Origin of the sequence: Albidovulum sediminis (genome assembly GCF_025380365.1) — a bacterium.
GTDB classification, from domain to species: domain Bacteria; phylum Pseudomonadota; class Alphaproteobacteria; order Rhodobacterales; family Rhodobacteraceae; genus Albidovulum; species Albidovulum sediminis.
Window position 1 is genome coordinate 145,673 of sequence record NZ_JAOCQF010000003.1, and the last position, 13,750, is coordinate 159,422.

The window sequence follows — 13,750 nt, forward strand, 5'->3', positions numbered from 1 at the left end:
CGAACAAGAGGGAGAAGACGGTGCGGCTGGACATCTTCGTGCTGATCCTCGGCTATGTGCTGAGCCAGTTCTATCGCGCTTTCCTGGCTGTCCTCGCCCCAGTGCTGGATCGGGAAATCGGCGTCACCGCCACCGATCTCGCGACCTCGTCTGGGTTGTGGTTCTTTTCCTTCGCGGTGATGCAGATCCCTGTCGGCATCGCGCTTGACCGGATCGGGCCGCGTGTGACCGCATCCGTTCTTCTGGCGGCGGGCGGGGCGGGCGGCGCCGCGATCTTCGCGCTGGCGCAGGGACCGCTCGCGATACACGGTGCGATGGTCCTGATCGGCATCGGCTGCTCGCCCGTGCTGATGGCATGCTATTTCATCTTCGCGCGCGTCTACACGCCCGCGGTGTTCGGAACGCTGGCGGGTATGGTCATCGGCTTCGGATCGCTTGGCAACATCGCCGGATCGGCACCGCTTGCGATGCTGGTCGACGCGATCGGCTGGCGTGCATCCCTGTTCGGACTGGCGGCGACGACACTGGCGGTGGCGGCGGCCTTGGCGCTGGTCGTCCGCGACCCGGAACGTGTCACCGCAGAAGGCGGGGCACGCGGATCGCTCCTCGATCTCCTGCGGCTGCCGGGGTTCTGGGCCATCCTGCCGCTGATGGCGGTTGCCTATGCCCCTGCGGCATCGATCCGGGGGCTTTGGGCGGGCCCGATGCTCAGCGATCTTTACGACGCCGACACCGCGAGGATCGGAACCGCGACGCTGGCGATGGGTCTGGCCATGGTCGCGGGCAACTTCGCCTACGGCCCGCTCGACCGCCTGTTCGGAACCCGAAAGTGGGTCGTCTTCTGGGGCAACGCACTAGCCGCGGTGGCACTTGGCACGCTTGCCCTGAACCCGGATTCGGGTTTCTGGTCCGTCACCGCGCTTTTTGCGGCGCTCGGCCTTCTGGGATCGTCCTTCCCCGCGATCATGGCGCACGGGCGCGCGTTCTTCCCCCCGCATCTGATCGGTCGCGGTGTCACCTTCCTGAACATGTTCGGCATCGGCGGCGCAGGTATCCTGCAATTCGGCTCTGGCGCCGTGTTCGGGGCCGCGGCGCAGGGGGCACCCGGCAGCGGCGCCTATTCGGTGCTGATGGCATTCTTTCTGGCGCCCCTTCTGATCGGCCTTGTCGTTTACCTGCTCAGCCGGGAAACCCCGCATTGACGCTTTCTGCCAACGCCCCGTTGCGTTAGTCAGGCAGGCAAAGGAGGCCTCGTGCGCATCGACCCGTCGAAGATCGAAGTGATCGCCCCGAACCTGAAGCGCCGCCTGTCCGGCGTCACGGCGACGATCGCGCGGCTGGTCCCGATCCAGGCGGAGATGATCGGCATAGCCGCTACGGGTCCGGGCCTGCCTGCGGACGTGCCGCACCTGCCGCTCTGGCGCTGCTTCCTTCTGTCGCGTGACCGGGTGCGGGTCTGGCACGCGCGGCGCAACACCGAAATGCTTCTGGGCCTGGTGCTGCGCGGGGTCTTTCGCCGCCGCCTGCGGCTTCTCTTCACCTCGGCCTCGCAGCGCCGGCACAGCCGCTACTCCAAGTGGCTGATCGCGCGGATGGACCGCGTCATAGCCACGTCGCAGAAGACGGCCGCCTATCTGGACCGGCCCGCCGACGTGGTGCTGCACGGGATCGGAGCCGAAGGCTTCTCTCCACCCGGAGACCGCCGTGCGCTCCGCCGTGCCCTGGGCCTGCCCGAAGACGCGATCATCTTCGGCTGCTACGGCCGCATCCGCGCACAGAAGGGGACCGACGCCTTCGTGCACGCCGCCATCCGCCTGCTGCGCGACAGGCCGGGTGCCGTCGCGGTCGCGATGGGACGCGCCACGGCCGAACACGCGGCCTTCCTGTCGGCGTTGAAGGACGAGGTCGCCGCTGCGGGCCTTTCGGACCGGATCCTGTTCCCGCCCGAGGTGACGGTCGACCGCATCGCCGACTGGTACCGGGTGCTTGACCTTTACGTTGCGCCGCAGCGGTGGGAGGGCTTCGGCCTGACGCCGCTCGAGGCGATGGCCTGCGGGGTTCCGGTCGTGGCCACCCGCGTCGGCGCGTTCGAGGAACTGGTCGACGATGGAACAACCGGCACGCTCGTCCCGCCCGGAGATGTCGAGGCGCTCGCCGTGGCGATTTCGGGCTGGATCGACACCCCCGGGCGGATGGCCGACGCGGGTTGCGCCGCCCGCCAGCAGGTCCTGTCCCGGCACCGGATCGAGGGTGAGGCGGAACGCCTGGTCTCGATCTATCGGGAACTTCTGTCCCGCGAATGACCGCTTGTTGCATCCCTGCCGAGTTGCATGGGGGTGGGCCTTCGGCTACCAGAAGCGGGGAACGCCGACATCGGCGACATCCCCTGAGCCAGACCACCTGACGCCGTGACCGAGACAGCAAAGCTTTCCCAACGCCTGCGCATGGTGAACGACTGGATCAGCGACCGCCTGATCCGGGCGTTTCTTGCCGCGCTCCGCGTCCTTCCATTCGATCTGCGGCGTGCGCTCGGGGCGCGCTTCGTCTCGGGGGTGATCGCCCCGGTTGCGGGCTTTCGCCGCCGGGTGCGCGATAACCTGGCCCTTGTCATGCCCGATCTGCCGCAAGCCGAGGTGCGCAGGATGATGCGCGCGGTTCCCGCCAACATGGGTCGGGCACTGGTCGAATTGTATTCGCCCGAGGATCTGACGGCGCGGGTCAGGGACGAACCCTTCCAGGGTCCGGGCGTTCCGGCGCTGGAAGAGGCGCACCGGACCGGGCGCGGCGTTCTGCTGGTGACGGGACACATCGGCAACTACGATTCGCTGCGCGCCGCGCTGATCGGGCGCGGATATCGCGTCGGCGGTCTTTACAAACCGATGCGCAACCCGTTCTTCAACGAACACTATGTCGCGACCATTTCCCGCATCGGCCAGCCGCTGTTCTCCCGCAGCCGCCAGGGCATGGCCGCGATGGTCCGCTTCCTGCGGGAGGGTGGCATGGTGGGGGTGGTCCTTGACCAGCACACAGGTCTGGGAGAGCCGGTGATGTTCATGGGCCGGCCGGCGATGACCGGCCTTGCCGTCGCTGAGATGGCGCTGCGCTACGACGCCCTCGTGCTGCCCTGCTACGGCATCCGGCGCAAGGATGGCGGCTTCACGCTCTGGTTCTCGGAGCCGGTGGCGCATTCCGACGCCCACGCCATGACCCAGGCGCTGAACGACGATCTGGAACGCCAGGTCAGGGCGCACATGGACCAGTGGCTCTGGACCCACCGCCGCTGGAAGGGTGTTCGGATCGACGAGAATACCGAAGGCAACCAGGCATGACGCGCCTTGGCTTTCTCCTTGCGCGCACGCTGCGGCAAGAGGGGCCGCTGGCCTCGCTCTCGGTTGCGCAGGACGCACTCATGAAGGATCTGTCCGGGCGCCAGGTCGCCCTGGTAGGCAATGCCCGCTCGCTCGCGGAGGGCGAAAAAGGGGCGCAGATCGACGCGGCGGATGTGGTGATCCGGATCAACCGCGCGCCCATGCCCGACCCGCAGAGCCATGGCACCCGCACCGACTGGCTGGCGCTGGCCGTCCGCGCGGGCCGGGGCGACCTGCGCCGGCTGGCCCCCGGCCGCGTCCTCTGGATGTCGCACAAGCGCAAGCGCCTGACCTGGGCGGCCGCCTCCTCACCCGGATTCTACCTGCACCCGCTGTCCGACTGGGCGGCGCTGCGCGACGAACTTGGCGCGCCGCCGACCACCGGGCTGATGATGATCCGCCTGCTGGCCTCCAGCGACCTGGCGTCGCTTGAGCTGTTCGGCTTCGATTTCTTCGCCTCGCTGTCGCTGACCGGCAGCCGGACGCAGGCGCAGGTTCCGCACGACTTCACCGCCGAGCGCGCCTGGGTCGAGACGCTGATGGCGCGTGATCCGCGCATCCGCATGGCGGGCACATAGCGCGCAACGCGCGGATGCCGCAGTGCCGCAACTTGCCCTTTCATTGCGCGGCGCTTTCGGCTAAGGGGCCTCGTCCTTAACTTGAGGAGATCCCAATGGGCTACAAGGTCGTTGTCGCCGGCGCCACGGGGAACGTGGGCCGCGAAATGCTGAACATCCTCGCCGAGCGGGAATTCCCCGTCGACGAGATCGCCGCACTTGCCAGCCGCAAGTCGCTTGGCACCGAAGTTTCGTTCGGCGACAAGACCCTGAAGACCAAGGACCTCGACACCTTCGACTTCACCGGCTGGGACATCGCGCTGTTCGCAGTCGGCTCGGAGGCGACGAAGATTTATGCGCCGAAGGCCGCGAAGGCCGGCTGCGTCGTGATCGACAACTCCTCGCTCTACCGCTACGACCCGGAGATCCCGCTGGTCGTGCCGGAGGTCAACCCCGAGGCGGTGGAGCAGTACAAGAACCGCAACATCATCGCGAACCCCAACTGCTCGACCGCGCAGATGGTCGTCGCGCTGAAGCCGCTGCACGACCGCGCGCGGATCAAGCGCGTTGTCGTCTCGACCTACCAGTCGGTCTCGGGCGCGGGCAAGGCCGGCATCGACGAGCTTTGGGACCAGACCAAGTCGATCTACAACCCGGTCGACGAGAAGCCCCCGGTGAAGTTCACCAAGCAGATCGCCTTCAACGTGATCCCGCATATCGACGTCTTCATGGACTCCGGCGAGACCAAGGAAGAATGGAAGATGGTGGCCGAAACGAAGAAGATCCTCGACAAGTCGATCAAGGTCACCGCGACCTGCGTGCGCGTGCCCGTCTTCGTCGGCCATTCCGAGGCGATCAACCTCGAGTTCGAGGATTTCCTGGATGAGGACGAGGCCCGCGACATCCTGCGCGAGGCGCCCGGCGTCATGGTCGTCGACAAGCGCGAGAACGGCGGCTACATAACGCCGATCGAATGCGTGGGCGAATACGCGACCTATGTCAGCCGCATCCGGCAGGACAGCACGATCGACAACGGGTTGAACCTCTGGTGCGTCTCCGACAACCTGAGGAAGGGCGCCGCGCTGAACGCCGTGCAGATCGCCGAGACACTGGGCAACCGCTGCCTGAAGAAGGGCTGAGAGGTCCGGGCGCCGGAGATTGACCGGCGCCCGACAGAGTCGTAAGCAATGCCATGCGGCCGTTGATTTTGACGGCCGTGTCGTAAGTTTTTCTTGGGACATAACTGATGAAGATTGCAGTCTGCATTCCCACCCGGGCAAGGCCGGAACTTCTCGGATCATGCCTTGAGTCCCTGGCAAGACTGTCAGTGCCAGACGGGTGCGCGGTTCAAGTGATCGTGGTCGAAAACGACGTTTCCGCGCAGTGCCGGGAAATCGTCTCCGGCGCTTCCGAATTGTGGTCCCGGTTCGGAGAGATCACATATCATCATCAACCGCGCCTTGGGATCGCGATTGCAAGAAATACCTGCGTCAGGCTGTCGATCGATTCCGGTGCCGATTTCATCGCATTCATCGACGACGACGAAACCCCCGAGCCGGATTGGCTCCTGAAGCACATTTCGGCGCAGGAATTCAGCCACGTTCACTTGCGGGGCGGACCCGTGCGCCTCGCCAGACCTGACAGAACGCGCGGCCTGCTGGATCGGATGATGCAGGCATCCCTTCTCAATCGCTACGAAGCGGTGGAAAGAAAGGCGCGCAAGGTTTCCACACGAAGCGATTCCGGCGCGACAACCATCGTCACGAACAACTGGTTCTGCAGCGCCTCGGTGTTTGCAGAGCACGGAGTCTGGTTCAACGAAGCGCTTGGCATGGCGGGCGGAGAGGACACGGAGTTCTACAAGGACTGCAAGCGACGTGGACTTCGAACCGGCTGGGTCGAGGACGCCGTGGTCTGGGATCATCTGCCGGTGGAGCGGCTTTCACCCCTCTACCAGTTCAGGCGCGCAAGGGATCAGTCCAACTCTCATTTCCATCTGAAGCGGCGACTGGGAGAGCTTTCCAGACCTGCAACGCTCATCTCCGTGGTCGTCAAGGGCATCAGCCTCGTGGTCTTCTCACCCCTGGTCCTGATCGCTCCGACCCACTTCCTGCTCCGCTTCCTGCGCACCTCCGGCTGGATTGTCGGCCGCGTTCAGGGGGTTCTTGGGAAAAGATCGGCGCACTACGCGTCCGTCACGGGGTCTTAGGCCGCGCAGGGGACGCCGGGAATTTGCCGGCGCTCTGAACCAGAGTCAGGCCGTTAGTTCACCGTCACCGACACGGCCGCGCTTCGGCCTTCGGCGTCGATCACCGAGAGCCGGTAGAAGCCGCGCCCGCCGAGTGAAAGGTGCGTCTCGGGTCCGGTCTGGCCAAGGGCGGCAGGCGCCCCGTTCACCATCCACAGGAAGGGCGCCGCGCCGTCGCGGACGCGCACGGCAAGCGTGCCGTCGGGTGCCTCGACCTCGGCCCCGTCCGGGGGGAAGGCGACCTTGGGGGCGTCGGGTGTGGCCGATGCCAGCGCGGCACCTCGGGGCCGGAACGCGCGCAGCGGCAGCGGCAGGCGCGCGTTGGGCAGGATCAGCGTCGCGGGCGGGGGCGGCGGCAGCGGATCGAAGCGGGGCTTCAGCCGCCCGAAGACCTCGAACAGGATGGGCGCCGCAAGGTCGCCCCCGAAGGCGCCGGGCACCGGCGTTCCGTCCGCGCGCCCCATCCACACACCGGCCACATGCGCCCCGTCGAAGCCCACCGCCAGCGCGTCACGATGGCCATAGCTCGTGCCCGTCTTGTAGGCGAGCCTTCCGGGCGCGGCCCCGGCGGGGGGCGGCAGGCGGGACAGCGTGTCTGCGACCAGCCAGGCCGCCTCTGGCGCGACAAGGCGTTGGGAAAGATCGCCGGCCCCGCCCGGCAGGGCGGACAGGTGCACGGGCCGGCCCAGCCGCGCCAGCCCCGCGTACCCCTGCACGAGATCCTGGAGCGAGATGCCAAGTCCGCCGAGCGCGACGGCGAGCCCAGGCTGGCCGCCCGGCACCTCGACCCGGGCCCCCGCCCGCCGCAGGGCCGCCAGCAGGTTGGCCGGGCCCAGCGCCTCGGTCAGGCTGACCACGGGAATGTTCAGCGACTGGATCAGCGCCTCTCGCACCGGCAGGGTTCCGCGGAACCTGCGGTCGAAATTCTGCGGCGCGTAGACGCCGAAGGCCATGGGCCGGTCGTCGATCAGGGTCTCCGGATGGGCCAGGCCCTGATCGAAGGCCAGCGCGTAGACGAAGGGTTTCAGCGTCGACCCGGGCGAGCGCAGCGCCTGCGTCATGTCGACGAATCCGGTGCGCCCTTCGTCCGCCCATTCCGCGGTGCCGACCGAGGCCAGGATCTCGCCGGTGCGATGATCGGCCACCACGATGGCCACCGACAGCCGGTCGCCCGCCCTGTCCGCCGCCTCTTTCGCGAGCGTTTCCAGCGCGCTCTGAAGGCCGCCGTCCAGCGTCGTCAGGTGCAGCCGCGCCGCAGGATCGGCCCGCCGCAACGCCGCTGACAGGAGCGGCGCGCGATCGGGGAAATCGCGGCGGAGTACGGGGACCCGTTCCTTCCCCGCGGCCACGGCGCGTTCGGGCGACAGCATCTCCGCCGCTTCCATCCGCTGAAGAACGCGGGCGCGGGCCTCTTCCGCGGCGGCGGGGAAGCGGTCGGGGCGGCGCCGTTCGGGGCTTTGCGGGATCGCGACCAGAAGTGCTGCCTCCGCAGGAGTAAGATGGCGCGGTTCCTTGCCGAAATAGGCCAGCGATGCGGCGCGCACCCCTTCCAGATTGCCGCCATAGGGCGCCAGCCGCAGATAGAGATCGAGGATTTCGGGCTTGGTCAGCCGACGCTCCAGCGCAAGGGCCACACGGATTTGCCGAAGCTTTCCGGACCAGCGCCCGGTCCCGCTGTCCTCCAGCAACCGGGCGACCTGCATGGTCAGCGTGGACCCGCCGGACAGGATCCGTCCGTTCGCCAGCGCCTGCCCCGCCGCCCGCAGGAGCGCCATGGCGTCGACGCCCTGATGGTCGTGGAACCGCCGATCCTCATAGGCCACGAGCATGTCGAGGAAGAGCGGATCGACGGCGCCCGGGTCAAGCCGCCAGCGTCCGTCAGCGACGGTGAAGGCGCGCAAAAGCCCGCCGTCACGGTCGCGAACCTCGACCGAGGTTTCGACAGCGAGCGGCGGCAGGGCCGTCGCGGCCACCCAGCTATCGAAGCCATCGCGCGCAAGCCCGCCGCCGAACAGGAGCGCCGCCGCGAGGAAGAAGCCCCGGGCCCGCATCTACTCTGCCACCGTCACCCGGCCTTCGTCCGAACGCGCGCGGTAGTCGGGGCGATACATGTCCTCGACCGTGGCCGCCGGCAGGCGGTAGCTGCCCGGCGACACCGCACGGACGACATAGGCCAGCCGGAACGTCTCGGCAGAGGTCCAGTCGACCGCCGCAAGGAACCGGTCCTGGCGGAACTCGACCGACCGGGTATCGCCGATGGTGTCGAGCCAGTCGAATGCGGCGATGTCGCCGCCGCGCAGAAGGTTCGGGTTGTCGATCTCGAAACCCGCGGGCAGCGGATCGTTCACCATCAGCCGCGCGCCGCCGCCGCCAAAGGGCGTGACCTCGACCACGGCCACCAGTCGCGTGCCCTGCGCCACCGATGAAAGGTCCACCGCCTCGCCTTCCAGGGTGTACCAGGTCCGGGTGATGGCATAGCCGTTGCCCCCGGCAGGTTCGGGCGTAGAGGGAACGCCGAAGGTGGACAGCGTCAGCGTCGCCTCGGTCTGGCCGGCATTGGTGATGACCTGCGCCTCACCCTCACCCGCCCCATCGGCCAGCGCGCGCACCAGGGGGCCCGTCAACGGCTCCCCGTTGGCGGTGAAGCGGACCCCGGCATCGGTCGCAAGGATCGCGTGCGTCGCCAGCAGCGCCCAGGTCGCCTCTTGCGTGGACAGCCGGCGAGAGGCGAGATGGGCGGCCACCGATTGCCCGATGGCATCCTGTGGCACCGCCTCCGACCCCGCCTCTGCCGCCAGTGCCAGAAGCGCCGTCGCGTCACGCAGGCCGGATCCGTAGTCCGCCCGCCAAAGTTGCGCCTCCTGCCCCGAACCCGCCAGCGTTCCGTCGCGCGACAGGATGTCGGCGGCCTGCCGGAACATCGCGTCCGCCCGGCGCTGGTCGCCGTAGAAGGCCAGTGCCGCGCCAAGCTGCGCCGCCGCAATCGGGGTGTCGAAGGCATCCGCCTTGACGTCGGCGTAATAGCGCAGATCGCCCAGGACCGCCGCACCCTCGCGGGCCAGAACCATCATCGCATAGGCGAAAGGCCCGCCATCGGAGTCGAACTCCGCCGCGTAGTTGAGCTGGTTGCGGAGGTTGTCGAGCGCGTTTCGGAACGCCGTGTCCGGCACGTCGTAGCCTTGCGCGCGGGCGCGGCTGAGAAAGTCGGTCACGAAGGCATCGAGCCAGAGATCGCCCGAGTCCGGGTACCAGAGGCCGAACCCGCCCGAGGAGGACTGATTCAGCAGAACCTGTCCGACTGCCTCCTGCAGGCGCTGACGGATACCACCGGCATCCCCGGCGTTGCCCAGGGCAGAGGCCAGTTCCTCGAAATACAGAAGCGGCAGCGCCCGCGACGCAATCTGTTCGGTGCAGCCGTATGGGTAACGGTCCAGCGATGCCAGGATGCCGGGCGCGTTGAACCGGGCGATCGGGCCCAGCGCAAGGGTCGCGCGCCCCGTTCCCGGAACGAAATCGGCGAAGACGTTGTCATCGAGCGTGAAGGACGCCCCCGCGGCCAGCGTGAACTGGTGCTGCCGGATCGTCTCGGGGTCGTTGGAGCGGACGGGAACCGTCAGCACCTTGGTCAGCTGGCGGCCATCCGGGGTTGTCAGGGCAATCCGGACTGACGCATCCCCCTCGCCCGCGGGGGCGGTCAGGGGGATCGACAGCTTTGCCTTGCCTTGGTCTTCCAGATCGACGCCTGAGGGCGCCGCGCCCAGCCCCAGCCCCTCGGCGGTGACGTCCAGCCCCATCCGGCCGGACGGGCCGGTGGCATGCACGATCTCGAGCCTGAGCGTGCTTTCGTCGCCCGGCGCAAGGAAGCGCGGGACCGAAGCCGTGACAACGACCGGATCGCGCACCAGCACATCCTGTTCGGCCTTGCCCACCCCCGATTTCGACCACGCCACGGCCATGACCCGCACGGTGCCGTTGAACGAAGGCAGCGCGAATTCCGTGCGGGCGTAGCCATCCGCGCCGACGGTCAGCGGGCCGGAGAAGTAGGCCACAAGCTCTTCGGTCGGGGGCGGCGCCTGAAGCCGCGCAGCCCCGGCATCCCCGCCCGAACGGACCTGCCCCATGGCGCCGTTCTGGCCGTCGATCAGGCGGCCGTAGACATCGCGGATCGCCATGCCAAGGCGCTGTTGGCTGAAGTAGTGGTCCACCGGATCGGGCGCCTTGAAGGCGGTCAGGTTCAGGATGCCCACATCGACCGCAGCGATGGTGACCTGCGCGGTTTCGCCCGGGGTAATCCCCTCCACCCTGACCGCGACCGGCAGCGGGCCGCGCGGGTCGACCTCTCCCGCAACCTCGATCTCCGTGGCCAGGCGCCTGATCCCCGGATCGACCTTGGCGTAGGACAGGCCCAGCGCGCGCGCGGGTGTCCGCCCCGCCGCCACATCCATCGGCCTGAGGACCGAGGCCGTCACATAGGCCCCTGCCCCCCAATCGTCCGTCACCGGCAGATCGACGGTGTTTGCCCCCTCGACGACGGGCACCGCCTTCATCGCGATCAGCCGGTTCGACACGACATTGACCAGCGCCACGCCAGCCGCGCGCGCCGTGATTTGGACGCGGGCGGTATCGCCCGGCCGATACTCCGCCCGGTCCAGCGCAAGCTCGAGCGTGTCGGGCGTGCTGGCGGTATCGGCGGGAACGTACCAGCCGGCGTAAAAGGACACCGACGCCGCCCCCGCGCCGCCATCGGCGGCTTCGACGACCAGTTCGTATTCACCCCAGTCGACACGGCCCGCGACACGGACCGGCTCACTCCCCAGATCCGCCACGCCCTCGTCGGCGACGGTTCGCGTCGTGGTCACGTCCCAGTTCCATTCGCCGTAAAGCGCATACCACTGATAGCGCCGTTCCAGCCGGTTGAGCCGCCACTTGACCCGAAGCGGCGCGGGCCGGGCGTCCGGCCCGACCGCGATCAACTGGAACTCGGCCGGCACGCCCTGCGGCGAAACGCCATCGGCAAAGGCGGGGCGAATGCCGATGACCGGCACATCGGGCAGCACCAGCCGATCGATGGTCCGTTCGACCGGACGGCCCGATCCTTCGGACAGGCGAATGCCGTAGCGCACCGACAGCGGCCGCATCGCATCGGCCCCAAGCTCGGGCAGCGACACCCGAAGCGATGCCTTGCCCTCGGCGTCGGTGGCGCCGGGGTCGGCGATATAGTCGTAATAGATCGGGAACTCCGCATCCTCGCGGCCGAAGCGGAAGCCGGGATGCCCCGGCAGTTCGCCCGCCGCGCTGATCCGGTAGTCGCCCTCGATCGGCAGGTCGGCGCCCGGCGCGCCGAACAGGTAGCGCGCGTCGATGTCGATTGCGGCGGCTTCACCCAAGCGCAACGGCCCCTCGGCCATCGACAGGACGAAATCTATCCGCTCGGGCAGGAAATCCTCGACCAGGAAGGCCTGCGAGGCCAGGACCGGCCCGTCCTCCTCGGCGCGCGCCTCCATGCGCCAGGTGCCGCGCGGGGCCGAACCGGCCAGCGCGAACGTCACCGCGCGCCCCCCTGCGCCCGCGTCCGGGGCGAGGCTGCGGGCATATTCCACACCATCCGGGCGCAGCAGCCGAACGGTCAGGGGAAGTCCCTCTATCGCGACGGTGTGCGCGTCGCGCGCCAGGATCGTCGCGTTCACCACCTCGCCCGCGCGGTAGGCGCCACGGTCGGTGGACAGGAACACGTCGATCGCCGGCGCCGCCGCCCGGCCGGCCACCCCACGGTCGGACAGGTCGAACTCCGGCTCGGTCAGCGACAGGTAGGAAAAATCCTCGTCCCTCTCGACGGTCAGCAGGGCGGGGGCAAGCCCGCCCGTGCCGGACACGAGGCCGGGCGGGAAATGGGCATAGCCGTCTGCATCGGTCTCAGCCGACGCGATCTCGGCGTTCGCGCGCGAATAAAGCCGCACGGTCGCGCCGGCCTTGGCAGACGCGTCGTTCAGGCTGCGCGCAAAGACATGCAGCCCGTCCGCCCCCTGCATCGTCGCAAACCCGATGTCGGAGATCACGAACCACTGCGTCGCCGATGGAATGAGATCGGGGTCGGTGTCCTTCACCGCCGCCCGCAGCGCGTAGATGCCGGGCCCGAGGTCCTTGAGCACCGCGTCGAGCGGCAGGCGCGTGGTCACATCGCGGTTCGTATCGGCCCGGGCGGTATCCGCCTCTCCGCGCCAGACCTCGGCGGCGTACTGGCTGGTGAAGTATTCGGCTGTCCAGTAGTCAAGCGGCCGGCCGATGAAATCGTCCCGGAAGGCGCCGACCAGGTTGCGATCCGAGACGCTCCAAAGGCTGAGCGTGAGGGCCGGCGCATTCACGGTTTCGACCGGAATGCCCGTCTCGGCCGCGCGCGGCAGGATGTAGGCGCGCCCGGGGAACCGGACCGCCGGCGCACGATCCCGGACGTAAGCCTGGATCGTGACATCCTTCATCAGGACTTCGCCATCGTCGGCGGGCAGGCCCTGCCGGAAGGTGATCGCGTAGCGCCTGCCATGTTCGACACCGCTGACGCAGATGTTATCCGCGTCGCTTTCGACGGCAAGCCCCGCCTCGGGCAGGGCGACGAAGGGCGCATAGTCGACCCCGTCGCCGTTCAGGTAATCGGTGAAGGTCACGCAGATGCGCGGAATGGCGCCTTCGCTCTCGACCCGGTGCTCAAGTATCCTGAAGCCGTACTTCCCGACCGCCACATCAAGCAGGGCGGCTGCCTCGTCGCGTGGCTGAACTTCCTGCGCCAGTCGCAGCGCCGGGATCATGTCGCGCCCGCGGTCTGCCATTTCCAGCGCGCGCGCCAGGACATGCAGGGCATTGGCGCGGTGCGCGGATCTGTCGGCGCGAAGATAGGCGTTGACCGCAGCAGAAACGGCGGTGCGCGCCGCCCAGCCGCGATCGACGCCCTCCGTCTCGCCGAAGGCGAGCAGCAGGTCCGCATATTCTGTCCAGTCGGGAGTCGCATCCGTAAGGGTGAGCGCCGCGCCCTGAAGCCGCATCGCCGCGGCGACATCGCCCGTCGCACGGGCGGCAGCAGCCGCAGCCAGAAGATCGTCGGCCGGCATGGTCGCGCCGATGTGGCGCTGCGCCAGATCCCGCGCCAGGGCGAGCGCGTCGTCAAGGCTGATCTCCCCGAGAAAGCGCAGGTCCTGAGCGCGTGCCGGAGCGCGTTCCAGAACCTGCGGGTCCGTCGCGTAAACCCGGCCCGAGATCGCGCCCGCGTAGGGGCGTTCTTCCGTGACATCCGACTTGAGGAAACATGCGTTGGACCGGGCGTTGAACGTCAGCGCCTGGCAATCGGGCGTGGCCAGGCAGGCGGCAGAACAGGCCTCGCTTGTCGTGTCGAACAGCGCGCGCAGGTCCGACCCGTAGAAATCCACGTCTGCCGACAAGACCAGCCGCCGTTCGGGAATCAACTCCCGATCCTGGGCGAGCGCCGCCGTGCCGATGATCGCAAGAGTTGCAAAAAGACAGAACCCCGGCAGGCGCATGCGAACCTCCTGTAACCAACGGATCAAGGGTGCCATGGCCCGGATAGGGAC

The 13,750-nt window shown here is 68.3% G+C and carries 8 protein-coding genes; 6 read left to right on the top strand and 2 right to left on the bottom strand.

Annotated elements, in window-relative coordinates; translation table 11 throughout:
• Nucleotides 1-20: 20 nt before the first annotated feature.
• The 6 genes from N5I32_RS15655 to N5I32_RS15680 all read left to right on the top strand — a co-directional run bounded on the left by N5I32_RS15655 (nucleotide 21) and on the right by N5I32_RS15680 (nucleotide 6,134).
• Complete coding sequence (locus N5I32_RS15655) at nucleotides 21-1,202, top strand: MFS transporter (RefSeq protein WP_261496854.1); 1,182 nt, start codon at nucleotides 21-23, stop codon at nucleotides 1,200-1,202.
• 57 nt (nucleotides 1,203-1,259) lie between these two features.
• Entirely contained in the window at nucleotides 1,260-2,303 is a 1,044-nt protein-coding gene (locus N5I32_RS15660; RefSeq protein ID WP_439648216.1) for a glycosyltransferase family 4 protein, read from the top strand.
• A gap of 105 nt (nucleotides 2,304-2,408) precedes the next feature.
• The gene (locus tag N5I32_RS15665; protein WP_261496856.1) at nucleotides 2,409-3,329 is read left to right on the top strand and encodes a lysophospholipid acyltransferase family protein; all 921 of its coding nucleotides are present in this window, start codon (nucleotides 2,409-2,411) and stop codon (nucleotides 3,327-3,329) included.
• Complete coding sequence (locus tag N5I32_RS15670) at nucleotides 3,326-3,946, top strand: glycosyltransferase family 29 protein (protein ID WP_261496857.1); 621 nt, start codon at nucleotides 3,326-3,328, stop codon at nucleotides 3,944-3,946. The genes N5I32_RS15665 and N5I32_RS15670 overlap by 4 nt, the downstream gene beginning before the upstream one ends.
• 95 nt (nucleotides 3,947-4,041) lie before the next feature.
• Nucleotides 4,042-5,064, top strand: a complete 1,023-nt coding sequence (locus N5I32_RS15675) for an aspartate-semialdehyde dehydrogenase (RefSeq protein WP_261496858.1) — start codon at nucleotides 4,042-4,044, stop codon at nucleotides 5,062-5,064.
• Nucleotides 5,065-5,171: 107 nt separating this feature from the next.
• Complete coding sequence (locus tag N5I32_RS15680) at nucleotides 5,172-6,134, top strand: glycosyltransferase family 2 protein (RefSeq protein WP_261496859.1); 963 nt, start codon at nucleotides 5,172-5,174, stop codon at nucleotides 6,132-6,134.
• Nucleotides 6,135-6,187: 53 nt separating this feature from the next.
• Here the strand turns inward: N5I32_RS15680 and pbpC are convergent, their stop codons facing one another.
• Both pbpC and N5I32_RS15690 read right to left on the bottom strand, forming a co-directional pair.
• A complete protein-coding gene (pbpC, locus tag N5I32_RS15685) occupies nucleotides 6,188-8,224 on the bottom strand; it encodes a penicillin-binding protein 1C (RefSeq protein WP_261496860.1) in 2,037 nt (678 codons plus the stop codon).
• Nucleotides 8,225-13,699, bottom strand: coding sequence for an alpha-2-macroglobulin family protein (locus tag N5I32_RS15690; protein ID WP_261496861.1), 5,475 nt, complete (start codon nucleotides 13,697-13,699; stop codon nucleotides 8,225-8,227).
• Nucleotides 13,700-13,750 lie beyond the last annotated feature (51 nt).